Origin of the sequence: Aquimarina pacifica, from assembly GCF_000520955.1 — a bacterium.
In the GTDB taxonomy this organism is placed as follows: Bacteria; Bacteroidota; Bacteroidia; order Flavobacteriales; family Flavobacteriaceae; genus Aquimarina; species Aquimarina pacifica.
Window position 1 is genome coordinate 38,351 of sequence record NZ_JACC01000003.1, and the last position, 24,844, is coordinate 63,194.

22 protein-coding genes are annotated in these 24,844 nt (G+C 31.9%); 13 read left to right on the top strand and 9 right to left on the bottom strand.

Annotation, left to right across the window (positions count from 1 at the left end):
* The first annotated feature begins 243 nt into the window (after nt 1-243).
* The 3 genes from DZ60_RS0102485 (at nt 244) to DZ60_RS0102495 (ending at nt 6,501) form a co-directional block, all read left to right on the top strand.
* Entirely contained in the window at nt 244-2,103 is a 1,860-nt protein-coding gene (locus tag DZ60_RS0102485) for a DNA topoisomerase IV subunit B (RefSeq protein WP_025740200.1), read from the top strand.
* A gap of 32 nt (nt 2,104-2,135) precedes the next feature.
* The gene (locus DZ60_RS0102490; protein WP_025740202.1) at nt 2,136-4,787 is read left to right on the top strand and encodes a DNA gyrase/topoisomerase IV subunit A; all 2,652 of its coding nucleotides are present in this window, start codon (nt 2,136-2,138) and stop codon (nt 4,785-4,787) included.
* 124 nt (nt 4,788-4,911) lie between these two features.
* The gene (locus DZ60_RS0102495; protein ID WP_034228455.1) at nt 4,912-6,501 is read left to right on the top strand and encodes a kelch repeat-containing protein; all 1,590 of its coding nucleotides are present in this window, start codon (nt 4,912-4,914) and stop codon (nt 6,499-6,501) included.
* Between the two features lie 91 nt (nt 6,502-6,592).
* Here DZ60_RS0102495 and DZ60_RS0102500 read toward each other — a convergent pair whose 3' ends face one another.
* The 5 genes from DZ60_RS0102500 to DZ60_RS0102520 form a co-directional block, all read right to left on the bottom strand.
* Nucleotides 6,593-7,171 (bottom strand): PhnA domain-containing protein, encoded by a 579-nt coding sequence (locus DZ60_RS0102500; RefSeq protein ID WP_025740205.1) that lies wholly within the window; start codon nt 7,169-7,171, stop codon nt 6,593-6,595.
* Between the two features lie 201 nt (nt 7,172-7,372).
* A complete protein-coding gene (locus tag DZ60_RS23950) occupies nt 7,373-8,980 on the bottom strand; it encodes a PKD domain-containing protein (RefSeq protein ID WP_025740207.1) in 1,608 nt (535 codons plus the stop codon).
* A gap of 780 nt (nt 8,981-9,760) precedes the next feature.
* Nucleotides 9,761-10,573: a TerC family protein gene (locus DZ60_RS0102510; protein WP_025740209.1), complete on the bottom strand. Its 813-nt coding sequence runs from the start codon at nt 10,571-10,573 to the stop codon at nt 9,761-9,763.
* On the bottom strand, nt 10,573-10,947 hold the full coding sequence (locus tag DZ60_RS0102515; protein ID WP_025740212.1) for a hypothetical protein: 375 nt from the start codon (nt 10,945-10,947) through the stop codon (nt 10,573-10,575). Before DZ60_RS0102515 ends, DZ60_RS0102510 begins: the two co-directional genes overlap by 1 nt.
* Before the next feature lie 69 nt (nt 10,948-11,016).
* Entirely contained in the window at nt 11,017-11,505 is a 489-nt protein-coding gene (locus DZ60_RS0102520; protein WP_025740214.1) for a helix-turn-helix domain-containing protein, read from the bottom strand.
* A gap of 377 nt (nt 11,506-11,882) precedes the next feature.
* Between DZ60_RS0102520 and DZ60_RS0102525 the strand changes: the two genes are divergently transcribed.
* The 4 genes from DZ60_RS0102525 to DZ60_RS0102540 all read left to right on the top strand — a co-directional run bounded on the left by DZ60_RS0102525 (nt 11,883) and on the right by DZ60_RS0102540 (nt 16,966).
* Nucleotides 11,883-13,037 (top strand): M14 family zinc carboxypeptidase, encoded by a 1,155-nt coding sequence (locus DZ60_RS0102525; protein ID WP_025740215.1) that lies wholly within the window; start codon nt 11,883-11,885, stop codon nt 13,035-13,037.
* Nucleotides 13,038-13,115: 78 nt separating this feature from the next.
* Nucleotides 13,116-13,595 (top strand): Lrp/AsnC family transcriptional regulator, encoded by a 480-nt coding sequence (locus DZ60_RS0102530; protein WP_025740217.1) that lies wholly within the window; start codon nt 13,116-13,118, stop codon nt 13,593-13,595.
* Nucleotides 13,596-13,728: 133 nt separating this feature from the next.
* Complete coding sequence (locus DZ60_RS0102535) at nt 13,729-16,314, top strand: phosphoenolpyruvate carboxylase (RefSeq protein ID WP_025740219.1); 2,586 nt, start codon at nt 13,729-13,731, stop codon at nt 16,312-16,314.
* Between the two features lie 139 nt (nt 16,315-16,453).
* Complete coding sequence (locus tag DZ60_RS0102540) at nt 16,454-16,966, top strand: DinB family protein (RefSeq protein ID WP_025740220.1); 513 nt, start codon at nt 16,454-16,456, stop codon at nt 16,964-16,966.
* An 18-nt stretch (nt 16,967-16,984) separates the two neighbouring features.
* Here DZ60_RS0102540 and DZ60_RS0102545 read toward each other — a convergent pair whose 3' ends face one another.
* Genes DZ60_RS0102545 through DZ60_RS23955 form a run of 3 tightly spaced genes read right to left on the bottom strand, consistent with a single transcriptional unit; the run spans nt 16,985 to nt 19,040 of the window.
* Nucleotides 16,985-17,617, bottom strand: a complete 633-nt coding sequence (locus tag DZ60_RS0102545) for an alpha/beta hydrolase (RefSeq protein ID WP_025740221.1) — start codon at nt 17,615-17,617, stop codon at nt 16,985-16,987.
* Nucleotides 17,618-17,626: 9 nt separating this feature from the next.
* Nucleotides 17,627-18,475, bottom strand: a complete 849-nt coding sequence (locus tag DZ60_RS0102550; RefSeq protein ID WP_025740223.1) for an alpha/beta hydrolase family protein — start codon at nt 18,473-18,475, stop codon at nt 17,627-17,629.
* 1 nt (nt 18,476) lies between these two features.
* Nucleotides 18,477-19,040: a TetR/AcrR family transcriptional regulator gene (locus DZ60_RS23955; RefSeq protein ID WP_025740225.1), complete on the bottom strand. Its 564-nt coding sequence runs from the start codon at nt 19,038-19,040 to the stop codon at nt 18,477-18,479.
* 85 nt (nt 19,041-19,125) lie between these two features.
* Here DZ60_RS23955 and DZ60_RS0102560 point away from each other — a divergent pair, with 85 nt between their 5' ends.
* The 4 genes from DZ60_RS0102560 (at nt 19,126) to DZ60_RS0102575 (ending at nt 22,865) form a co-directional block, all read left to right on the top strand.
* The gene (locus tag DZ60_RS0102560; protein ID WP_025740227.1) at nt 19,126-19,554 is read left to right on the top strand and encodes a PaaI family thioesterase; all 429 of its coding nucleotides are present in this window, start codon (nt 19,126-19,128) and stop codon (nt 19,552-19,554) included.
* Nucleotides 19,555-20,637: an isochorismate synthase gene (locus DZ60_RS0102565; protein WP_025740230.1), complete on the top strand. Its 1,083-nt coding sequence runs from the start codon at nt 19,555-19,557 to the stop codon at nt 20,635-20,637.
* A gap of 53 nt (nt 20,638-20,690) precedes the next feature.
* Entirely contained in the window at nt 20,691-22,418 is a 1,728-nt protein-coding gene (menD, locus tag DZ60_RS0102570) for a 2-succinyl-5-enolpyruvyl-6-hydroxy-3-cyclohexene-1-carboxylic-acid synthase (protein ID WP_025740232.1), read from the top strand.
* A 105-nt stretch (nt 22,419-22,523) separates the two neighbouring features.
* Nucleotides 22,524-22,865: a DUF2853 family protein gene (locus DZ60_RS0102575; protein ID WP_025740234.1), complete on the top strand. Its 342-nt coding sequence runs from the start codon at nt 22,524-22,526 to the stop codon at nt 22,863-22,865.
* 357 nt (nt 22,866-23,222) lie between these two features.
* Here DZ60_RS0102575 and DZ60_RS0102580 read toward each other — a convergent pair whose 3' ends face one another.
* Complete coding sequence (locus DZ60_RS0102580; protein WP_025740236.1) at nt 23,223-23,438, bottom strand: hypothetical protein; 216 nt, start codon at nt 23,436-23,438, stop codon at nt 23,223-23,225.
* Nucleotides 23,439-23,552: 114 nt separating this feature from the next.
* On the opposite strand from DZ60_RS0102580, the gene DZ60_RS0102585 reads away from it, so the two are divergent.
* Together DZ60_RS0102585 and DZ60_RS0102590 are read left to right on the top strand one after the other, a co-directional pair.
* Entirely contained in the window at nt 23,553-23,915 is a 363-nt protein-coding gene (locus DZ60_RS0102585; RefSeq protein WP_025740237.1) for a hypothetical protein, read from the top strand.
* 542 nt (nt 23,916-24,457) lie between these two features.
* Nucleotides 24,458-24,841: a hypothetical protein gene (locus tag DZ60_RS0102590; protein WP_152537348.1), complete on the top strand. Its 384-nt coding sequence runs from the start codon at nt 24,458-24,460 to the stop codon at nt 24,839-24,841.
* The last annotated feature ends 3 nt before the right edge of the window (nt 24,842-24,844 follow it).

Below are 24,844 nucleotides of genomic sequence, written 5' to 3' on the forward strand. Positions count from 1 at the left end.
TGCTTTTAAACCGTTCATAAAGAAGTTCGAATATGTAGCTCGAATTAGACATAAATTATATTGGTATAATCCTTTTGAGAATAAAAAGGCTTTTTATAGAATAAAGGTATGTAAAAAAATATAAAAGGTTGTTAATCAAATAATCAACAAAATTCATATTATAATTGTTAATTACTTTGTAAGAGGTATGTTTTAATTTTGTAAGCTTCGTCTTATCTTAGCAAGCATTCTACCCAAGATTTTATGAGCCAAGAAACTAAATATACCGAAGATAATATACGATCCCTCGATTGGAAAGAACATATCCGAATGCGTCCCGGAATGTATATAGGTAAATTAGGAGATGGTTCCTCTGCAGATGATGGGATATATATCTTATTAAAAGAAGTACTCGACAATTCTATTGATGAGTATGTTATGGGAGTAGGAAAAACCATAGAAATATCTATTCAGGGAGATAAGGTAATCGTACGAGATTATGGAAGAGGAATTCCTTTAGGCAAAGTGGTTGATGTAGTATCTAAGATGAATACCGGAGGAAAGTATGATTCTCGGGCATTTAAGAAATCTGTGGGTCTTAACGGGGTTGGTACCAAGGCAGTAAATGCTTTGTCTACATTTTTTAGGGTAGAGTCAACGCGTGATGGTAAATCAGCTTCTGCAGAATTCGAAAAGGGAAACCTTACAAATCAAGATAGTTTAGATGAAACTTCGAGAAGAAGAGGAACAAAAGTAACTTTTGTTCCAGATGCGACTATTTTTAAGCATTATAAGTATAGAACAGAATATGTTGCGAAAATGCTTAAAAATTATGTGTATCTGAATCCAGGTCTAACAATTATTTTTAATGGAGAAAAGTATTTTTCAGAAAATGGATTAAAAGATCTTTTATCAGATAACATAAATGAAGACGATAGGTTATATGATATTATTCATCTTAATGGGGATGATATAGAAATTGCAATAACTCATAGTAAAACGCAATATAGTGAGGAGTATCATTCTTTTGTAAATGGACAGCATACTACGCAAGGAGGGACTCATCAAGCCGCATTTAGAGAGGCTTTGGTTAAGACAATTCGGGAGTTTTATGGTAAAAACTATGAAGCTAGTGATATTAGAAAATCCATTGTTTCTGCTATTAGTATTAAAGTAATGGAACCCGTTTTTGAGAGTCAAACCAAAACAAAACTTGGTTCTACAGATATGGGAGGAGACCTACCCACAGTTAGGACCTATATCAATGATTTTGTTAAGAAGTACCTCGATAATTATTTACATAAAAACTCAAATACAGCAGAAAGTATTCAGAGAAAAATACTGCAAGCAGAACGAGAAAGAAAGGATTTATCGGGAATTAGAAAATTAGCTCGAGAACGTGCAAAAAAGTCGAGCTTACATAATAAAAAACTTAGAGATTGTAGAGTTCATTTAACAGATAGTAAAAAAGATCGTAACCTAGAAAGTACATTATTCATAACAGAGGGAGATTCGGCTAGTGGATCGATTACAAAATCGAGAGATGTTAATACACAAGCAGTATTTAGTTTGAGGGGAAAGCCTCTCAATTGCTATAATATGAGTAAGAAAATTGTATATGAAAATGAAGAATTTAATCTCTTACAAGCCGCTCTTAATATAGAAGACTCCTTAGAAGATCTTAGATATAATAATATTGTGATTGCCACTGATGCGGATGTTGATGGGATGCACATACGATTATTATTGATTACTTTTTTCTTACAATTTTTTCCTGAAGTAATAAAAGAAGGACATTTATATATACTGCAAACTCCCTTGTTCAGAGTTCGTAATAAGAAAGAAACTATTTATTGTTATTCTGAACAAGAACGAAGAGATGCCATAGGAAAATTATCAGGAAAACCAGAGATTACCCGATTTAAAGGATTGGGAGAAATATCTCCTGATGAATTTGTGCATTTTATTGGTGATGATATTCGTTTGGATCCCGTAATGTTGGATAAAGAGAAATCTATAGAAGAACTATTGTCTTTTTATATGGGGAAAAATACACCACAACGACAAGAGTTTATCATAGATAATCTAAAAGTTGAATTAGACACGATTGAGGAAGAATTATAATTGAATAAGCGGCTCTTAAATACACAATAGATTTGGAAAACGAAAACGAAGAATTAAATCATAATACAACTCCAGAAGATCATCAGCCTCAAGAGGTTATTACCAAAGTTACAGGGATGTATAAAGATTGGTTTTTGGATTACGCATCTTATGTAATCTTAGAACGTGCTGTACCTGCGATAGAAGATGGTTTAAAACCTGTACAACGTAGGATTCTTCATTCTATGAAAGACCTTGATGATGGCCGATATAATAAAGTTGCTAATATTGTTGGTCATACTATGCAATATCATCCTCATGGAGACGCTAGTATCGCAGATGCTATGGTACAAGTTGGGCAGAGGGAGTTATTAATTGATATGCAAGGAAACTGGGGTAATATTCTTACAGGGGATAGAGCAGCAGCCTCGAGATATATTGAAGCGCGTCTGTCTAAATTTGCATTAGATGTAGTATACAACCCCAAAGTAACAGAATGGCAATTATCCTATGATGGTCGAAAAAAAGAACCTATTAACTTACCAGTTAAGTTTCCCTTATTATTGGCACAGGGAGCAGAAGGAATTGCTGTTGGACTAAGTACTAAGATCTTACCACATAATTTTATAGAATTAATAGATGCTTCAATTAAGCATTTACAGGGAAAAAGATTTACTATTCTACCCGATTTTCCTACATCTGGGATTGCAGATTTTACCAATTATAATGATGGTAATCGAGGAGGTAAGATTCGTGTACGTGCAAAAATTGCCCAACATGAAAAAAACACCCTTATTATAGATGAAATTCCTTTTTCTACCACGACAACCTCATTAATAGATTCTATATTAAAGGCGAATGATAAGGGGAAAATAAAAATCAAAAAAATTGAGGATAATACAGCTGCAAAGGTAGAAATATTGATTCATCTTCCTTCGGGGATTTCTCCTGATAAAACCATAGATGCATTATATGCTTTTACAAATTGCGAAGTGTCTATTTCTCCGTTAGGCTGCGTTATTGAGGATAATAAACCTAATTTTATTGGGGTTTCTGAAATGCTTCGCCGTTCTACCGATAATACTGTAGAGTTACTTAAGCGTGAACTCGAAATCCAATTAGAAGAATTACAAGAACAATGGCATTTTGCTTCGTTAGAAAGAATATTTATAGAAAACCGTATTTATCGAGATATCGAGGAGGTAGATACTTGGGAGGGAGTAATAAAGGCTATAGATAAAGGATTACAACCGTACATAAAGCATTTAAAACGTGCGGTTACAGAAGATGATATTGTACGTTTGACAGAAATTAGGATCAAACGTATTTCTAAGTTTGATATTGATAAAGCACAACAAAAAATAGAAGCTTTAGAAGCTGATATAGCGCAAGTAAAGCATCACTTAGAACACCTTATAGAGTTTGCTATTGATTATTTTAAAAGATTGAAAAGCACGTATGGTAAAGGAAAAGAACGTAAAACTGAAATAAGAATATTTGATGATATCGAAGCAACAAAAGTAGTCATTCGGAACACCAAACTATATGTAAATCGTGAAGAAGGTTTTATTGGTACTTCTTTACGTCGTGACGAATATGTTACTGATTGTTCTGATATCGATGATATTATATGTTTTACCCAAGAGGGAAAAATGATGATTACCAAAGTTGATTCTAAAACATTTATTGGTAAGAATATTATTCATGTCGCAATTTTCAAGAAAAAGGATAAGAGAACGATTTATAATATGATCTATCAAGATGGTAGAGGAGGGGCTTCTTACGTAAAACGTTTTGCGGTTACAAGTGTTACAAGAGATAAGGAATATGATCTTACCCAAGGTAAAAAATCTTCTAAAGTCTCTTATTTCTCTGCTAACCCTAATGGTGAAGCAGAAGTTATTACTATTTTCCTTAGACAAGCAGGGAGCATTAAGAAACTAAAATTTGATCTTGATTTTTCTGATCTTTTAATCAAAGGACGTGGTGTCAAAGGTAATTTGGTAACCAAATATAATATTAAAAGAATAGAGCTAAAAGAGCAGGGAGTTTCTACATTGAAACCTCGTAAAATATGGTTTGATGATTCTGTAAGACGTCTTAATGTAGATGGTAGAGGAGATCTGTTAGGCGAGTTCAAAGGAGAAGACCGTTTGTTGATAATTTCACAGAAAGGAGTATTTAAAACCGCAATTCCTGAGATGACATTGCATTTTGATTCTGATATGATTGTCTTAGAAAAATGGAAACCTAGAAAACCAGTTTCTGCAATTTATTGGGATGGTGAGAAGGAACGTTATTATGTAAAACGTTTTATTATAGAAAATCCGGAAAAAGAAGAAAACTTTATATCAGAGCACCCTAAATCTTTCCTAGAAATAGTTTCGACTGATTATAGACCTATGGCAGAACTAGTTTTTACAAAACTTAGAGGAAAAGATCAGAGACCGAATGAAGAAATAAATTTAGAAGAATTTATAGCAATAAAAGGAGTAAAGGCTCTTGGTAATCAATTAACTACATACAAAGTAAGGCAAATAAATCTTCTAGATGCTTTGCCCTATGAAGAACCAGAAGAATTACCAGCTGAAGAAATAGAAGTAATTGGAGAAGAAAATATTTCGTCCTCTCCTGCAGTTTCAAATAAGGAAAATGAAGATGACTCTTCTAAAGAAGGAGATGGAGAGCAGGCTAGTTTGTTTTAGAGAATACCTTAATGCTGTTTTTTTTTGTTTTAATCATTTGATTTTTAATTGATTATTTATTTTTTTAAGAAAAAAGTTCTGTTTTTTTTACCTTTGTAAGGCACAATTTTAAAATTAAAATCTTATGTTAAAAATCAAATTATACTTAGTACCTTTTTTAATATCTATGTTATTAATTGGTTGTAAAGGAGATGATAATAATGTTTTGACAGATGATGACCAAGATGAAGTTACCGAAGAAGAGACTGTCGAAGAACAAATAGAAGAAATTGTTTCTGTATTGACAGAAAATGAGGGTTCATTTACTAAGGCATGGAAAGTAAATTCTGCGGTACTTAATAATTCAAGTGGGGAAGTAGATATCTCGAATAACTTTAATGTTACAGATGATGAGTTCATTTTTACATTTGATGATGCTTCAAAAAGTACAATATTAAAAAGTACAGGAGGAACTCTAGAATGGCGTCAAGGTAATGCTATTGCCTATGATGCATCAAATGCTGAGGAAGCAGAATTGGATCTAAATGCTTCTTCATTAATTTTTCCGTTTATTATTAATGAAGAGGATCCAACGGAACTTCTGGTTAATGCAACAGGAACAGACTTTGTATTCGAAAAGGTACAGATAATCACAGAAGAAAATACTTTAGTTTCTACTTTAGAAATGATAATTAAAAGCAATGATGGTGAAACCTTAGATTTTGAATTATCGGAAAAATTAGAAGAGGATTATGCGATACCACCTTCTGAAAAGCTAGAGTTTACTGAAGCATTTACGATCCAGGATAATCGTATAAGATCTCATGCTCCTGGTATGAGAGGGTCCTATAGCGATAATAGTATGTTCGTAGCCAATAGAGCAGATGATCTTGGTAGTCCAGGTAATCTTCCAGAAAAAATTGTGAAATTTAGTCTAGATACTAACGAATCCACCGAATATATTAATGTAACTACGCCTCACGATTTTGTTTCTAAGCAAATGCATGTTTTGAACAATAAATTAGTTGTTGTCGGCGGACAGTATGTAAGTACTTATCCATTAGACTTAAGTGGCGAACCTGAAGTAGCGACACATGGTTTAGTATTGTCAAGATTTGGTAGTGCAGTAAAAGATAATGAAATTTATATAGTGGGAGGTTCATTAAATCCCAAAGATGGAGACCCAATTCCAGAATATCATTTAGGTGATGAAATCTTTAAATGGAATGTAGATGATAATTCTCTTGAGGAAATTGCAAAAATACCGGAAATACGTTCAGGAGCAAGATGCGAAATAGTGAACGATAAGCTTTACATTTTTGGCGGTTCAGATTATTTCTTTAGCCAACCTGCAAAAAATACTATTTATGTTTATGATTTTAAAACGGGAGAAGTAACTACAGAGTTTTTGCCTAGAGCAGTTAATTTTACATATGTTGGTACATTTGAAAATTTGATTTATGTTTCTGGACAAATCGAAACACAAGAGACTGATGCTGATACAGGAGAAATAACGATTGACAGAGATCCTTTTATAGGAGTATATGATACTTTTAAAGGAATATTCACAGAGCTAGAACATAATTTAGAAAGTCCAGAACTAGAAACTATTCATTCTATGGCTATTTTTAATGATAAATTATTTATTATTTATGGTCAACAGACTGTGACTACAGAAGAGGAGGAAGAAGGAGTCGTTCAAGCTTGGAGTATTCTTCAGGCAGATTTGAATTAATAACTCTTAATATATACTATAGTAATAAAAATAGAAGGATTGTTTAGACATAAACAATCCTTCTATTTTTAACCTACTTTTGGTTTCTTACTTAGGACTTCTTTACAAATTTTGTAAGAATAACAATATGCTGGCCACTTACACGACCCTCAATATGTTCTGGGTTATCATGAACTAACGAAATATTACGAACGGCAGTTCCTCTTTTTGCCGTAAAGTTGGCACCTTTTACGTTCAGGTCTTTTATAAGAACTACATTGTCTCCTGCATTAAGAACAGCACCATTAGAGTCAATATGTTTTATGGTATCTTGATCATCTTTTCCTTCTTCTGTAGCTTGGGCCCATGTCAATATTTCTTCATCTAGATAAAGTATATCCAGCAAGTCTTGTGGCCAACTTTCTGAACGCAATCTACTAAGCATTCTCCATGCCATTACTTGCACAGCAGGAACTTCGCTCCACATACTATCATTTAGACAGCGCCAATAATTAGGATCAGTTTTTTCTGGATCTTCTATCTGTTTTAAAGCATTTTGAGAAATCAAAATACAAGAATCTATTCCTGTTGTTGGCGACTTTGGTACCTCATATATCGTAAGATTTTCGGTTTCACCAGATAATTCGCATACAGAACCACTTCGCTTCTGCAATTCTCGTTCTAGGTTCATATTTTAAGTGTTATAAGTCCTTAATGACAAAAGTCGTTAAATTATATGATTTATGAGTATGTGATTCTTATTAAGATTAATAAGAACTAGTTTTTAAAAAAGATTATTAAAAATAAAAAAAGCCCTGGAAATTAATCCAGAGCTTTTAAGTAAAATATTTTAAGAATTATTTATTCAAAAATAATGATATACATTTTTTGTTTATCGTACTGCTGGTTGAATAAGCTCCATAGAAACATTTTCTATCCATAGGTCATTTCCTTCGAATAATTTAGCAGGATTTGAACCAACATTTACACCGGCAGGTACTATGTAGAAAGTAATTTCATTTGAAGTAGCCGTAAATGTAACAGAGTATTCAACAAACTCAGCATTTGTAGCTGTTTCCTCAATATCTTCTGAAGCTATACTAGTTCCTATAGCGGTTGTTTCATCGGTATCAAATTCTGCAGGTATTACGTAAGCAGTTCCGAAAGTTGTACCTGGTCCTCCAAAGTTTTCAACGGCTGCGAAGAAAGTTATCGTATACGTTTGACCGCTTACTACAGGAATTACTTGATACATTCTTCTTTGAATTTCATGTAGTTTACAAGAACTTCCTGTAATAGAAGTACTAGAACCACCTGGTTTAAATGTCGTACCTGAATTAGTAATATTAGCTGCAAGCCATGTATCAAGACTACTTGGTACATCCCAATCATTAGGATCTTCACATTCTCCTCCTACTATTGGATCTATAAATGCAATTACTGAACTCGAAGAATCGTCATCAAGGTCATCAGAACTAGTAACAGTTAAAGTAACAGTAAATATACCATCAGTAGCGTACGTGTATACAGGGTTCTCGTCAGTAGAAGTACCACTTGAATCACCAAAATCCCAAGAGTATGTAGCACCATCTGTAGATGTATTCGTAAATGTAACTTCACGTCCACTAACAGAAGTAGTAAAACTAGCGCTAGGAGTAACAGGAGCTGCTACCGTAATCATAGTAGTAGTAACATCTTCGATTCCATCAACACTCGTCGCTGTTAATTCAACTTCATATGTACCATCAGTAGCGTACGTATATACAGGGTTCTCATCAGTAGAAGTACCACTTGAATCACCAAAATCCCAAGAATAAGACGTTGCATCTTCAGATGTATTTGTAAAAGTAACCTCTAAGAAATCTACAACATTAGTAAATGATGCAGTAGGAATAACTCCATCAGCAATAGTAATATCTTCAGAAGTCGAATCTTCAACACCATCTTCACTTGTTACGGTAAGAGTAATTGTATAGTCACCACCTTCTGCATATGTATACACAGGGTTTTCTTCTGTAGAAGTACCGCTTTCATCACCAAAATCCCAAGCATATGTTGCTCCATTTGTAGACTCATTAGTAAAAGTAATTTCTAAGTCATTAGCAACTAGAGAAAAAGCTGCTGTTGGAGCTTCTGCTGCAATAACAGTTACTTCCATAGAACTCACATCCATTTTGTCACTTTCACTAACTGCTACTAATCTAACAGTATATGTACCCGCTTCTGCATATTCATGAACAGGGTTCGCGTCATTCACCAATCCACTGTTATCACCAAAATTCCAAGCGTAAGAAACGGCATTGGCTGATTCATTTACAAATGTTGCTTCTAAGAAATTTGTACCACTTACAGAAAAAGCTGAAGTTGGCGTAATTGAATCCTCGGAATCATCTTCTTCACAAGAATTTGTCAACCCTATTAAACCTAACGCCAAAACAAACGTCAAGCTCTTAAAAATATAGGATTTAAATGTTTTTTTTGTCTCACTAAAGTGTATCATATTTTTTATTTTTTTTAGAGAAACTAAAATAAGGATTTTATTTGAATCTGTTAATATTATTGTAATTTTTTCATGTTAAAATTAAAAAAAAAGCCAAAAAAATATCAATTTTTATGTTTTTCAACTTCGAAAGAGAACCAGTTGACGAAAAAACATAGATAGTCACCGCATTTAATTGTTGTTAAGTATTGTATTTGTGTTAGTTACAATACTTCAGAATAAATTGTTATAAATCATATGAATATTTATTATAGCTATCGATTAATTACAATAGTATTTTATATTTATATGTTAATTTTTAGCAATAATGAAATTTCTTGTTATTCAATTAATGTTAAATGAAGAAGTAACTTTTTTGGATAAGATTTATAGTGCCTAAAGTTACTTTGATTGGTATTAAACTTTGGTAACGATTATAAACCTCTATTTATACATTTTAATACTGAACTTTTCTATCAATTAACTAACTTAAAAATTGCCTTATTGTGGTCGTATTCTTTTTTGCGTTCAATGTATAATTACATTTAAAACTTCGTAGTTAATTGTATTTTTTGTTTACTATTAATATCTAATAGTACAGTCCACATAGAAAGTTAGGCTAAGTCTATAGTGAAAGCCGGTTTCTTAAAATTAACCATTAATACAATACAGTTGTATCATTTTTGCTACCTCGATGTAAAGTATACATACTAAATATATCAATTATATCAAGGAAATTAAACTTTTGATACTTACTTAATAATTGTTTATTAATTGTATGCAGACTTTCAGAACAAAAGCTTATTCATTAGACTTAGACGTAACTGTTTTCCCCTTTTTTCTTAGCTTAAAGTTTAAAAACTCGATAAATAAAGAAAATGCAATGGTAAAATATAAATACCCTTTTGGAATAGTACCAACTTCTGAACTAAATATTTTTAAATGTGCAAGATGTGCTGCTTCCGCAATTAGCATAAATCCGATAAGAATTAAAAAAGAAAGTCCGAGTATTTGAACACTAGGATGTTTATTTACAAAATTACCGACTGGTGTTGCAAATAGCATCATTATAAGTACAGATACTACAACAGCAATAATCATCAGAAGTAATGCATCATTAGGATCATCACTGAGACCATTTGTCATCCCTACTGCAGTAAGTATTGAGTCAAAAGAAAAGACCACATTTATTAGAGTGATTTGTACGATTGCATTAGATAAAGTCGATGAACTTTTTGCTTCAAGTTCTTTTTCTTCTTCTCCTTTTTCATCAACTTTTTCATGAATTTCATGAACACTTTTATATAATAAAAACATACCGCCTCCGAACAAGATGAGTGCCTGCCCACTAATTCCTGCTTCTATCCATGGTAAGTTAATATGCCAGAATGGAGCTTCCATTGCTACCAAAAGTGATATTCCGAATAATAATACAATACGCATTATCATAGCAAGTAGTAGTCCTATATTGGTTGCTTTTTTTTGTTGCTCACCAGGTAATTTACTAGATGCAATAGAAATAAAAATGATATTATCAATACCAAGAACGATTTCTAAAAAAGTTAGAGTCAATAAAGCGACCCATGCATCTGCTGTTGCAAAAATTTCTAACATTATTTTATTTTTTTGACGGTTCCACGTTGTTTATTAAATTGATCTACCAAACTATACTCAAAATCGTAGGTATCTTTTTCTGTTGTCAATATTTTAATATGAATAGCTTTTTCTTCTGCCATATTCTTTGGGTGTAGTTTTTGAACGATATATTCACAATCATTAATCCACCTTATGCTAGAAGTATCACTTTTTCCTTGAAAATAATCAATCTCTAAAGCCGTATCCCTAACAAATGTAGTTTTTACCAACTCACCATTTAGTATTGTTTCAAATTCAAAAGTACCGACATGAAATTTTTTACAGTCTCGCTCTTGCTGATAGCAACCAAAAAAGAATAATGTACAAAAGAAGAGAAAAGCTATTCGTCTCATATAATAGATCAAAATGAGAAACGAAAATAATTCTATTTATATAAAGTTAATAGTTTCGATTAAAAAAATTTAAGTTTTTTTTGTTTCATAAGAAGTAAAGGTACCATCCTGATAAAAGATAACAATACGATCAATTTTTTCATTACTCATAAAAGAGGTAGATGTATTTTTTTTTTCTTCGGGTTCGATATAAGTTGATTCCATTTTTTCCTTCAAGATTGTCTGAGAAAATAAATCTTGTTCAATTTCAGTAGAAGGGGAAGAGACTTCTTGAGTAATGGAAATATTTTTAGGAGTTTCCATTTTTATATTTTCTGTTAGCGTATTATTTGATTTAGGAAATGTACCTTTTCCATATAGCAACCATTGCATATCAACATCTGTATATGCCTCAATAATCTTCATCACAAAATCTAAACTGGGTTTGTTTCTTCCGCTTAAAATATGAGAAATAGAAGAACGCCCTACACCCAAATAATCTGCAAAGGATGAAGCAGATATTCCGTTGTGATCCATAATTTTTTGTATTCTAATACCAAAATCCTTACTGTTTACCATTGTAAACCATTTTTATTAGTGAATAGTGTTACAAAGGTAAACAATTAAGTGAAACATCTATTGTTACAATTGTAAACCGACTTAATAATTAATAAACTGATTAATTAAGTAGGTGCTGTTAAATATCTAGATTTAAAGCATTTGATTTATTTATTTGAATAGTTAAAATATTTGTTAATAATTAAAATACTTATGTAAACTAGATAATATACAGTGTTTATTAATGTAAAAAATACCTCACTAAGATTGGTTTACAATTGTAAATAAGATGTTGTTTACAATTGTAATTAGAGACGTGTTTTACAATTGTAATTCAACTTCTTATTTCTATGAATACTCGTTAAACAATGGTAATTTTGACTTTTTAAAATCTATGTATGGATACAATTACTTTATATAATATTTTTAACACGTACAAAGAAGTTTCTTTATTTGGACGTTACATTACTCTAGAAAATATTACTCCTTTATTAGATAAATTATCCAAAAAAATGCAGGTTGAGCAAATTGGTGTTTCTGAAAATGATGCTCCTATTCATCTTATTACTTTGGGTAAAGGATCTAAGAAATTACTTTTCTGGTCACAGATGCATGGCAATGAGAGCACAACTACAAAAGCCATTTTTGATGTAATTAATTTCTTGTGTTCTTCTAATGATATAGCAGAACGTATATTAGAAAAATGTACTTTATATGTTATACCAATATTAAGCCCTGATGGTGCAAAAGCATATACTAGACTCAATTATAATTCGGTAGATTTAAATAGGGATGCTCAAGATAAAACCCAAAAGGAAAGCATTGTATTAAGTAATATAATAGAACGTATCGAGCCAGATTATGCCTTTAACCTTCATGGTCAACGAACTATTTTTAGTGCAGGAAACACAAATAATCCAGCCACGGTTTCATTTTTATCTCCCGCCGGAGACCCAGAACGTTCTATAACGGATAGTCGTAAGGTAGCTATGGAGATTGTTGCAAAAATGAATGAAATGCTTCAAGAGTGTATTCCTAATCAAGTTGGAAGGTATGATGATGGTTTTAATTTGAATTGTATAGGCGACACTCTAGAGCATATGGGGATTCCGACTATTTTATTTGAAGCTGGACATTTCCCTAATGATTATGAACGCGAAAATACCAGATCTTACATTTTTTATTCGCTTATTACTTCTATTGACTATATAAGTACTACAGATATAAAAGGAGAGAGATATAAGGACTACTTTTTAATTCCGGAGAATGGAAAATGTTTTTATGATATCATTATAAGAGAAGTTATTCTTGATGGAGAGGTGGTAGATATAGCACTTCAATATCTTGAAGAATTATCGGAAAACAAGATTAATTTTGTGCCAAAAATCGCCGAAATAGGGGATCTACAGAACTTTTATGGTCACAAAGAAATTTTAGGTCACAAAAGAGCAATACATAACGAAAACGTTACAGTAGAGATAGTTCGAGGTGCAAGGCTGTTAAGGTTTTGCTTAGACTCTGAATTATTCTTAATAGAATCAATAAAAAACTGAAATAAAATATATGAAAACTCCTTTTTTCTGCTAAATTTGCAAAATAAATAATCGGGAAAATTATAATAATAAATAATTATGGCAAAGTTTAAATTAGACGAAGTTGATCATCAGATACTTGATATGTTGATAGAAAACACCCGTACGCCCTTTACGGATATCGCAAAAAAACTGCTAATTTCTGCGGGGACTGTGCATGTACGTGTCAAGAAAATGGAAGAGGCAGGTATAATTGAAGGGTCATCATTGACGTTAGATTATAAAAAACTTGGATATTCTTTTATCGCATACGTTGGTATCTATCTACAGAATACATCACAAACAAAATTTGTTTTAGAAAGAATTAATCAGATACCTTATGTTACCGTGGCTCATATTACTACTGGTAAATTCAATATTTTCTGTAAGGTAAGAGCAAAGGATACTAACCATGCTAAAGAAATTATTTTCAAATTAGATGACATTGATGGTGTTTATCGTACTGAAACTATGATTTCGTTAGAAGAGAGTATTAACGATAAGAAACGCCTAATGCATTCTATTTTTCAAGAATTATAGAGGGTATATTTTTAAATATAAAATGAACCCTTTAGGAAACTTTCTTAGAGGGTTTTTAATTGTGTAAGATTTTGTAAATCAAAGCACAATGAATACAAAAGTTCATTAATTACAACCAATTACCACCACACCCATGGCTAGAAGACCAAGAATCGAACGTTTTAAGGAAAATGTTCTGTCGAAGTATCAAATATATAATGGTATTTTTATTACCTTACCTTTTGATACTGTTAGTAATACAGGGGTTTTACTACCCCTTTTTCAAGATGTATGCGAAAAAGGATATGATGATTTAAAAAACCCCACAGAGATTGTAGAAAACTTTTTTGATTTATATCAAGATAAGCCTACACCAAAAGAAAAATACGATTTGCTTTTTCGTTTTATTCAATATATAGAAAGACAAGTTGTATTATTTGATGCAATTGAAGACGCTGCTTTTCCTGTTGTAAATAATATGGATGGTCGAGGGACCCTAAGAAGTATTAAAGAAGAAGCACAGGCAAAAGGACAGTTAGAAGAGTTAAAGAATTATTTAAGACGTTTTAAGATTCGTCCTACGTTAACTGCACATCCAACACAATTTTACCCTGGTACGGTTTTAGGGATTATACATGATCTTGATGCTGCCATTCGTGATAATGATTCGGCAATTATTAAAAAACTACTTGCACAATTAGGAAGGACTGCTTTTTTTAAGAAAGAAAAGCCAACTCCTTATGATGAAGCAGTAAGCCTTATTTGGTATTTAGAAAATGTTTTCTATCATGCTACCGGAAAAATATACAGTTATATACAACAGAATATTTTTGAAGGTGAAGATCTCGAAAATGATTTGATAAATTTAGGATTTTGGCCAGGAGGAGATAGAGATGGTAACCCTTTTGTTACTACAGAAACCACTTTAAAAGTGGCCAAAAGATTACGAAAAACTGTTTTAATAAATTATTATCGTGATATCCGTAAGCTGAAAAGGCGAATTACTTTTGGTAATCTTCAAGATAAAATTGCGGTTTTAGAAACTGCATTGTATGATAATTTTTATTATTCAAAAACTGCAGAACCATTATCGGTAGATACATTGATGAATGGGTTGTTAGAAATAAGAGAAGAACTAATAGCCGATCATCAATCGTTATTTCTGGAAGAACTTCAGGATCTGATTAATAAGGTTAAGATTTTTGGATTTCATTTTGCTACATTGGATATACGCCAGGATTCTAGAGTGCATCATACGGTGTTAACAAAAGTGGTGCAAAAAACTAATGAATTAGGGCTTGGTATCTTTCCTGATAACTATGAGTCTCTTTCTGATGAAGAACAAATAGAGGTGTTAACTAATATTGATGGTGTTTTGGATCCATCTATTCTAGATGATGATATCGCACGAGCTACGATAGAATCTATTTACGCTATCAAGACCATACAAAAGAAAAACGGAGAACGAGCAGCAAATCGCTATATCATTAGTAATAATGGAAATGAACTTAATGTAATGGAAACTTTTGCAATGATCAGACTTTGTGATTGGCAATTACCTACGGTTGATGTAATTCCTTTATTCGAAACAGTACCTGATTTGAAAGTTTCACACAAGGTTATGGAGTCCTTATACAGTAATCCTGTATATATGGCACACCTTAAGCGTCGTGGTATGAAACAAACTATTATGCTAGGTTTTTCTGATGGTACCAAAGATGGAGGGTATCTAATGGCAAATTGGGGGATTTTTAAAGCAAAAGAAGCATTGACCGAGGTGTCTAGAAAATATGATGTTAAAGTAGTATTTTTTGATGGCCGTGGAGGCCCACCAGCAAGAGGAGGTGGGAATACAAATCAATTTTATGCATCACTAGGACCAACAATAGAGGATGAAGAAATTCAGATTACGGTTCAAGGTCAAACTATTAGTTCTAATTTTGGAACCCTTGATTCTTGTCAATATAATCTAGAACAATTGTTGGGTGCAGGAGTAGAAAATCAATTAACTAGCAATGAAGGAAACCTTTTTTCTGCAGAAAATAAGGAAACAATGCAAGAGCTCGCTGATATTAGTTATCAGACCTATGTAGATTTTAAAAATCATCCAAAATTCCTTCCATACCTAGAGCATATGAGTACGCTTAAATATTATGGAAAGGCTAATATAGGTAGTCGCCCATCAAAAAGAAGCAAAAGCTCTACTTTGGATTTTGGTGACTTACGAGCAATACCATTTGTAGGTAGTTGGAGTCAGTTAAAACAAAATGTTCCCGGGTTTTATGGGGTAGGAACAGCTTTGAAAATTTTTGAAGATCGAGGAGATTTTGATAAACTAACTTCTTTGTACAAAGGCTCTCCTTTCTTTAGAGCATTGATAGCTAATAGTATGATGAGTTTGTCGAAATCATTTTTCGGATTGACAGCGTATATGAAAGAAGATAAGGAATATGGAGCTTTTTGGGATGTTATTCATGATGAATATCTATTAACAAAAAGATTATTACTTAAGTTAACCGGATATTCTCAACTTATGCAGAATGAGCCTGCAGGAAAAGCTTCTATTGATGTTCGTGAGAATATTGTATTACCATTGTTAACAATACAGCAATATGCTCTCAAAAAAATACAGGAGTTGAATAGAGATGAAAATGCAGATCCTAAGGATTTAGAAATTTATGAAAAGATGGTAACACGTTCTTTATTCGGAAATATTAATGCAAGTCGTAATTCGGCTTAATTTATTTAAAATACTGTTAAGTATATAGTTTTATGAGGTGGGAATTCCTAAATTCCTACCTCATTTTTGTTTTTATACTATTTGGTTTATGTATAAGAGCCATCTTATTTTTAAGTAATTCAAAATTTATTTTGTCAATATGTTATCACAAATATCAAAAGAAGAATACAACTCATATTATGCTACGTATATCGCAAAAGCGCAAACATCAGATATTATAGAAGGACTTCAAGAAAGTAAAAAAGAGTTTGTCGATTTTGTAAATACCATTCCCATAGAAAAAGGAACATATGCTTATGAAAAAGGTAAGTGGACAATCTCAGAAGTATTACAACATATAATAGATACTGAACGAATTTTTGGATATAGAGCACTGCGTTTTGCCAGAAATGATAAAACATCACTGATGGGATTTGAGCAAGATGAATTTGTTCCCTACTCTAATTCTGATGTATATGATAAAGAAGTATTGATAGAAGACTTTGAAGCAGTAAGAAATAGTACAGTGTCTTTGTTTAAAGGATTTACAGATATAATGTTATTAAGAATAGGGGAAGCAAGTGGAAGCCCAATGAGTGCTCGGGCAGTCGGATATATAATACCAGGACATCAAAAACATCATCTAGAAGTTATAAAAGAAAGATATTTATAAAAATAAACTAGAGTTATTTTAATAAATTATGTCTTTAAGTAAAGATGTATCTAATTCATGACCTCCAGGGTGTGTTATGAATTCTATTTGTGGCATAATTTGTTTTACTCTTATTTTTTCGGCTTCGACTATATCAATATCAAAATAAGGGTCTTGTTTGCCTACAATATGAGTAATTTTGGTTTTTCCTTCCAAAAAGGCAAAATCACTCTTGCTTAATTCTTTAGGAAATCCGCCAGAAATAAAGATTAGGTCGTTACAAGTCATTTTCATTTTAGCAATCCATCGACTTGCAATACTCACACCTTGAGAATACCCTAGAACGATAAGTCTGATGTCCTTTGGGATCTGTTCTTGTTCAAAAATTTGAGAGATATATCGAAGTACATTTTCAGTTTCTATTTTAGTATTTTCTTTTGTAAGCCAACTGGCTCCGACACGTCTATAATCATCTCCCTTGTAATATTTTGAAGGGGCTTGCGGAGCAATAATATAATTTTCTGTGCTGTCTAGGTTGTCAAAAAGTCGAATAAAATAACGACTGAGATATCCTATGCCGTGAAAAACTAACCAAACATTTTTAGTTTTGGGGGTTAATTTATTTAGAGTGTCATATGTGTTTGTAGATGAGTATGTTACTTCTTTTTGCATAGCTAAATTTTACAATTGAAACCAATCGTCAATAAAGTGCCACAAGATATCTCGATTTTTTGTTCTAAAAAAATCAAAATGACCAATAGACTTTAGGTTAAAATCATCAGGTTTAAGATGTTTTCTGGTAACTGAGGCATTTTTATAAACAAGATCTCCTAAAATATCTACTGATTTTTTAGGTGCAAATAGATCATCTTCAATACTTATTAAAAGCATTGGTTTTTTTAGATCTTTATAATAGATACTAGTGCTTTCTTTTTTAAAAAATAACATAGACTCTGGATGCAGTAGGAATGTAGCCCAATCTTTGGCGGCTTGTGTTGGCAATGACCTACCCAAACCAAACCAACGAGATGGATAGTACCCTAAAATAGCTGTTGTTAAGGGAACAAAACATTTGAAATTTAAATAAATTAATATCTGCATTCTTTTGGTAAAGTGTTTATAATAACCAAACTGAGAACCAACCGTAAGGTATTTGTCATAATATTGATGTGCATCGCTGAGTCCAATACTATTGCCACCATAACTGTGGCCAATCATATAATTTTTGTTTTCTGGAAACCTTTCTTTTGCATATTTAGAAATCGTTTTAAAATCTAAAGCCCATGTCAAGAAGCCTGCACTTTTTAAGGAACTGATGTTTTTAGAGAGAGAAGTGCCGATTCCCCGATAATCAAAAGTAAATACATTACACCCTTTATCAGCAAGATACCGAGCAAGGTTAAAATAAAATTTTTGAGGAACCGCAATAGCAGGGGCTAAGACAATAGTTTTTTTATTTGGGTTTGTCGGCATAAATTCATGAACCGATATCGGATAGGTGTCAAATGATGGTAGTGAGTAGGATTTCATATTAATGAGATGTGATTAGTGTTTCCATTCTTCTGATTGCATTTTTAACATACTTGGTGTCTTCGTAAATTAATGTGAGTAATATACCACCTTCAATGTCTTGAACTATTTGTTCGGCAAGTAGAAGAGATTCTTTAGGAGTTTTTTTCTCTTTTAATAATAGTTGGATACCTAGAATAAAATCTTTAAAGAATAATTGTATTTCTTTTTTATAAGAAGGGTTTAGGTGAATTGTTTCTAAGGCTGTGTTAGCCATTATACAACCGCCATTTTGTGTTGAAAAAATTTTTAAAAACAATTCCTTTATACGAGTCATTTTTTGGGATACTAGTAAAGATTCACTGTTTACAATTTTGAAGAAGTTGTGGGTAAAATAGTTGTGAACGGTTATCAGTACTTCTTTTATAAGTTCTTCTTTGTTCGAGAAGTAGTAGTAAAAATGAGACTTTTGTATACCGCAGGCTTTAGATAATTCATTCATAGTACTATTTTGAACTCCACGAATTCTCAGAATAGGAATAACTTTTTTTAGAACTTCTTCTTTTGAGGTTTTTACTATTGGCATTTTATTGAACGTTCGTTAAAATAATATATAAATATAGTTAGAATTTGTAAAAGTCATTGTTTATTTTTACTAAAAATTTTATTACATGAATGTTAAAGAACAAGAAGCTATATTACAACAATGTGCAATCCTTTGTAAGAATACATTAATGGAGACACTTGATATTTCTTTTTGTGAAGTGGGTAATGAGTATTTGGTGGCCAAAATGCCGGTTACTTCTAGAGTACATCAGCCTGATGCTGTTTTACATGGTGGAGCTATGGTAGCATTAGCAGAAAGTGTAGGTAGTGCAGCTTCGCATATTTTCTTGAATTCAAAAGAATTTTATATACGCGGAATCGAAATTTCGGCGAATCATGTAAAAAGTGTTCGAGATGGATATGTATATGCGAGAGCAGAAATTTTACATAAAGGACGTACTACCCAGCTTTGGGATATAAAAATACGAAATGAAGAACAACAACTAATTTCCATAGTAAAATTAACAACTATAGCATTGACAAAATCTATATAGATGAATAAAGAGAATGTTTATGTTTTACTTCAAAAACATTTAGAGAAGGAATTACCTTTTGTCATTTATAGAAAGCCATCTACGGATATATTACAGGTTTTTCTTCAACAAGATGATCAACTATATGAAGTCAAGGATTATTCTGATTCAGGGTTTATTTTTGCTCCTTTTGACCATGATAAAAAAGCAGTTATTATCCCCAGAGACAAAAGTGTATTTCACTCTATTTTAATTTCTAATTTAGACCAGGAATATAATAAAGAAGTTAAGAAAAGTACTAATGGTACATCCGATATAGCAAAGAAGCATCATATTAAGCTTATAAGAGAGGGCATAAATGCAGTAAATTCAGGTAATTTTGAGAAAGTAGTTTTGTCTCGCAGAGAAGAAGTCTCTGGTATAGAAACCTCTAATAAATTGACTCTTTTTCAGAGATTGGTAAGGATGTATAAGGATGCTTTTGTATACTGTTGGTACCACCCCAAAGTAGGGACATGGTTAGGAGCGACACCAGAAACATTATTAAGTAGTGCTAAAAATACATACAATACGATGGCTCTGGCAGGTACACAACCTTTTTATGGTACAGAGGACGTAGACTGGGGAGTCAAGGAAGTTGTTGAACAAAAAATGGTAACTGAGTTTATCGTTAAGCAATTATCATCTGTATCAAGCGAGGTAGAATCATCAAAACCATATACTCATAGGGCAGGATCCTTATTACATATACGAACCGATTTAATGGCAACATTAGACACTAAAAAATTTGGGCTGGGTGATGTAATTGGTATGTTGCATCCAACTCCTGCTGTATGTGGTCTACCCAAAATGAACGCCAAAATTTTTATTGATACTAATGAAGGGTATGATAGAGAATTTTACACGGGTTTTTTAGGAGAACTTAATATGCAACTTAGTAATGAGACTGTGTCTAATTTTTTTGTAAATCTTCGCTGTATGCAATTAGTATCTAATAATGCTATTCTTTATGTTGGTGGGGGTATAACCAAGGATTCTGACCCCGATAAGGAATGGGAAGAGACGGTTAGAAAAACTGAGACAATGAAAAGAATTTTGTTTTAAATTCTTTAAAAAATCATATAAAATTAGTTTGATATTGTAATTTAGCTTTTCGAATGAAGAAACGCTTATATTCAAATATTCCTCTAGCGCAGACTATTGTTGCTCTATGTGAGGCCAAGGAGATTAGTCAAATAGTAATTTCGCCAGGTTCGCGCAATGCCCCATTAACTATTGGTTTTAGCGAGCATCCTGATATGAATTGTTACAGTGTTGTAGATGAGCGATGTGCGGCTTTTTTTGCATTAGGTATTGCTCAACAAACTCAAAAGCCAGTAGCTCTTGTTTGCACCTCAGGGAGTGCATTGCTAAATTATTACCCTGCAATATCAGAGGCGTTTTATAGTGATATACCGTTAGTTGTTTTAAGTGCCGACCGTCCTATCGAAAGAATTGATATTGGTGACGGGCAGACAATCAGGCAAAAAAACATTTTCGAAAATCATATTTTATATTCTGCAAATTTGTATTCTGAAATTGTTTCCGAAACAAGAATTGATGATGCTAAGATATTACAAAAACAGCATGAGGCTCAGAAGCATAATGAGCGTGAAATTAATTTAGCACTTAATAGGGCAATAGAGCAAAAGGGTCCCGTTCATATTAATATACCCTTTTATGAACCTTTGTATGGTAAAGTTGATTATCCTGTTATTATCCCGAAAAATATTCCGCTAGAAAATTCATATAGTCAATTTCCTGAACAACTGAGATTACAAATGATTCAGGAATGGAGTCAGGCAAAACGTAAAATGGTACTTATAGGTGTTAATCCACCTAATACATTAGATCAACATTGGATAGATACGCTGGCAAAGGATCCATCGGTTTTGGTTCTAACAGAAACAACTTCTAATATTCATCATGCCTCACATATTAATTGTATTGATCAATTAATTTCTACGCTTTCAGAATCACAATTTGATCAGTTACAACCAGATATATTATTAACTATAGGAGGGATGGTCGTTTCTAAAAGGATTAAACAATTTTTACGACAGTACCAGCCTACATCTCATTGGCATATAGATTCGAAAAAAGCATTTGACACCTATTTCTGCTTAACAGAACACATAAAATTAAAACCTAATTTATTTTTTAAATCTTTTTTAGGCGATGTCATACCGGTGGTAAAAAGTAATTATAAAAGTTTCTGGATATCAATAAGAGATATTAGAAGGATAAAACATCGAGAATATTTAGACAAAATTTCATTTACAGATTTGAAGGTTTTCGAAATTCTGTTTGATTTAATTCCTGATGGACAGATGGTTCAGTTGAGTAATAGTTCAACAGTACGATATGCACAATTATTCTCTTTAAAAAATTCTTTTACAGTATATTGTAATAGAGGTACAAGTGGTATTGATGGGAGTACATCTACAGCAATAGGGGCATCATTAGTTTCTGATAAGCCTACCACTCTTATAACAGGGGATTTAAGCTTTTTATATGATAGTAATGGGTTATGGAATGCGTATATTCCCTCTAATTTTAAAATTATCATTATCAATAATGGAGGTGGAGGTATTTTTAGGATTTTACCAGGCAAGGAAGAAGGGATTAATTTTGAAACATATTTTGAAACGGTACATGATCTAAATGCAATTCATTTATGTAAAATGTTTGGTTTAGAGTATCGTGCTGCGAGTACTATTGAGGATGTTGTTAAAGGAGTTCGATATGTTTATGAAAATGATCATTCACCTCAAGTACTCGAAATTTTTACCCCAAGAGTAGAAAATGATAGTACTTTAATCGATTATTTTAAGCATTTCGGCTAAAATTTATATTTAAACACACTTTATAAGTGAATAATTCATTCTTAAGTGGTCTATATTTGATATATTAATAAAAATTAACTAAAAACCTAAAAATTCAAACATCTAATGAGTAAAAGAGACGAATTAATTACTAAGTATGCTGCCGATATTAAAGATAAAATTGGTCAAACACCAGATATGGATTTCTTGACTAAAGTAACAATCGGTTGCGGTCCTTCAATTTATAATGCCGATGCTGCTACAGTATCTGGTAGTGATAAAAGTGAGTTAGAGACAGTTAAGAAAAATTTTCTAATAAAGAAATTAGGATTATCTGATGGTCCAAAATTAGATGAGGCTATAGCGTCTGTTATGGAACAGTACGGAAAATCAAACCGTAATAAATACAGAGCAGTAGTGTATTACCTTCTTGCTAAGCATTTTGGTAAAGAATCTATATACAAATAGAATAAGCGTATTTTATTTCTATTTAATTAATAAAAAAAGGTGCATGTTATCATGCACCTTTTTTTATTGTTTTTATGTCTTGTCCTGAAATAGCGTTACAATTAAATGTTATTTTTTGTAGCCTCTCTATTTTTATTAAAAGTTTTGCTGATTTTTCTTCTCTACAACAGGTAATTAACTTCGTTACTGTTCCTTTTTTCTAACTCCAAAAATTACTAATAAGGGGGAGTTTGATTCTATTTTTTAGTCTAATATTCTACTATTATCAATAGTATTAAGAATGGTTTTTTTTTAATTTTTCTTCAATACCATATTCACCAAAGTTTTTAAGTATTGATTAATAATCTGGTTATAGGTTTATTTCTTTTTTTCAGTAATATCAATAATATCTTTTATATCTACCTCCATATAATCGGCTATTTTTTTTAGTCGTTCAAAGTCTTTTACAAGATTTTTTCTTTTTACCACGTAATCTCCTGCCTGAGGGCTAACTCCCAGAGCCTTAGATATTCCATAAACCGTTTTGCTCCCTTTACTTCGTTTAAGGAGCCTTTTTAATTTCTTATTAACCATAATTCAAACCTACAAACATTTTTTTAATATTCAAATAAATTTTTATTAAAAAAATGTTTGAATATTAAAAAAATGTTTGTATATTCGATTTGTAGAAATTAAAACCACAGAATTATGAAACTCTTATTTGCCGTTGCAGTGTTTTGCGTAACTTTAGGAAATGCTGCTACAATCACAACAGAAATAACAACTTCAAAAGAGAAGGGAAAAAAAGAAGCGAAAGCAGAGAAAAAGTCTGATGAAGAAAAAGCTTCTAAGAATAAGAATATGCATTCTATAAAAAAATGGAATATGATTATTGAATATAAAAATGGAGGAAAAATATCCAAAACCATTATAGTCAATAAAGATTCTGAACTAAGTGCTTTAGAAACAGCTTTTGAAGAAGCCGAGAAATACTTAAAGAAGGCTAAGAATATCAAAAATTATAATATATCTCCTGCTACTAATTCTTACGTAGTGTTGGCTGGAGAATAAAATTTAATCAATACCCTGAACTAACCTAGTTAATTTAAGAAAGGCCTTATGATTTTGGCCTTTCTTTTTTTTATAATATTTTGGTGTTATCCGTTAAAGTAAAATTAAAGGCTGCTTGTCAATACCCCATAGTATGGTCCTGATACTTGTAAGCATAAAAGGTGTGATTAATTTTGTGTATACACACTAGTTATTTTATAATAACTTTTACAAGGGGTTTATATCCCATTTTTATATAGGTATTTCCCTATAAAATAGTATTAAATTCTTATTGTGTATTGTGTTGTAATAACGACACGTTTTGATATAATACTCCTGCGCTATTTTTTTTATATTACTGTATATCAATTTTTTATGTTTATTTTATTCTGTTATTAATAAAATGTATTGTAGTAGAATCACTACATTAAATTTTAGAAATTGACAAATAAGTATTACTTTTAAAAAGATGGATACCATATACTACTCCCCAAATTTTTGATCCATTACCTAGTGATATTTTCTAATGTTACTAAGCATCTTTTAATTTTAATTTACGACATATGAAACTCTCTAGAAGACCTCATTTTCTGAGGAAATTGATAGTTGTAATAGTATTCTTTTTGTGCTCCTCTTGTTATTCTGTAAGATTGGTGAGCACTCATGGTGCTCCAATGACTTGTCAAAGCGGTATTGATGAAGAGTGTCCTGATACTATGGGGAATTACTATCGTGATAAGCGTGTTATCGTTTTGGATACTGTAATCAAATCTGGAATTATGATACAAGATATTGGTATGAGAACCCAGCGATTGGGTTGCGAATCAGGTAAATTATTTTCTGTAGAGTATAAAAATACTTTTGGAGGTGCATTACTTTACTTGGTTACTTTTGGAAATAAGCGCAAAGTGAAAATTAAATATATCTGCATGAAACCTGAAAACTAATAT

Excerpts from the sequence above, each read along its gene's own strand:
- DZ60_RS0102550 (WP_025740223.1), bottom strand. The coding sequence starts at position 18,475 with ATGAAATCCTACTCACTACCATCATTTGACACCTATCCGATATCGGTT.
- DZ60_RS0102565 (WP_025740230.1), top strand. The coding sequence starts at position 19,555 with ATGAATAAAGAGAATGTTTATGTTTTACTTCAAAAACATTTAGAGAAG.
- DZ60_RS0102525 (WP_025740215.1), top strand. The coding sequence starts at position 11,883 with ATGGATACAATTACTTTATATAATATTTTTAACACGTACAAAGAAGTT.
- DZ60_RS0102515 (WP_025740212.1), bottom strand. The coding sequence starts at position 10,947 with ATGAGACGAATAGCTTTTCTCTTCTTTTGTACATTATTCTTTTTTGGT.
- DZ60_RS23955 (WP_025740225.1), bottom strand. The coding sequence starts at position 19,040 with ATGCCAATAGTAAAAACCTCAAAAGAAGAAGTTCTAAAAAAAGTTATT.
- DZ60_RS0102580 (WP_025740236.1), bottom strand. The coding sequence starts at position 23,438 with ATGGTTAATAAGAAATTAAAAAGGCTCCTTAAACGAAGTAAAGGGAGC.
- DZ60_RS0102500 (WP_025740205.1), bottom strand. The coding sequence starts at position 7,171 with ATGAACCTAGAACGAGAATTGCAGAAGCGAAGTGGTTCTGTATGCGAA.
- DZ60_RS0102530 (WP_025740217.1), top strand. The coding sequence starts at position 13,116 with ATGGCAAAGTTTAAATTAGACGAAGTTGATCATCAGATACTTGATATG.
- DZ60_RS0102585 (WP_025740237.1), top strand. The coding sequence starts at position 23,553 with ATGAAACTCTTATTTGCCGTTGCAGTGTTTTGCGTAACTTTAGGAAAT.
- DZ60_RS0102535 (WP_025740219.1), top strand. The coding sequence starts at position 13,729 with ATGGCTAGAAGACCAAGAATCGAACGTTTTAAGGAAAATGTTCTGTCG.
- menD (WP_025740232.1), top strand. The coding sequence starts at position 20,691 with ATGAAGAAACGCTTATATTCAAATATTCCTCTAGCGCAGACTATTGTT.
- DZ60_RS0102495 (WP_034228455.1), top strand. The coding sequence starts at position 4,912 with ATGTTAAAAATCAAATTATACTTAGTACCTTTTTTAATATCTATGTTA.
- DZ60_RS0102520 (WP_025740214.1), bottom strand. The coding sequence starts at position 11,505 with ATGGTAAACAGTAAGGATTTTGGTATTAGAATACAAAAAATTATGGAT.
- DZ60_RS0102575 (WP_025740234.1), top strand. The coding sequence starts at position 22,524 with ATGAGTAAAAGAGACGAATTAATTACTAAGTATGCTGCCGATATTAAA.
- DZ60_RS0102590 (WP_152537348.1), top strand. The coding sequence starts at position 24,458 with ATGAAACTCTCTAGAAGACCTCATTTTCTGAGGAAATTGATAGTTGTA.
- DZ60_RS23950 (WP_025740207.1), bottom strand. The coding sequence starts at position 8,980 with ATGATACACTTTAGTGAGACAAAAAAAACATTTAAATCCTATATTTTT.
- DZ60_RS0102540 (WP_025740220.1), top strand. The coding sequence starts at position 16,454 with ATGTTATCACAAATATCAAAAGAAGAATACAACTCATATTATGCTACG.
- DZ60_RS0102545 (WP_025740221.1), bottom strand. The coding sequence starts at position 17,617 with ATGCAAAAAGAAGTAACATACTCATCTACAAACACATATGACACTCTA.
- DZ60_RS0102510 (WP_025740209.1), bottom strand. The coding sequence starts at position 10,573 with ATGTTAGAAATTTTTGCAACAGCAGATGCATGGGTCGCTTTATTGACT.
- DZ60_RS0102560 (WP_025740227.1), top strand. The coding sequence starts at position 19,126 with ATGAATGTTAAAGAACAAGAAGCTATATTACAACAATGTGCAATCCTT.
- DZ60_RS0102485 (WP_025740200.1), top strand. The coding sequence starts at position 244 with ATGAGCCAAGAAACTAAATATACCGAAGATAATATACGATCCCTCGAT.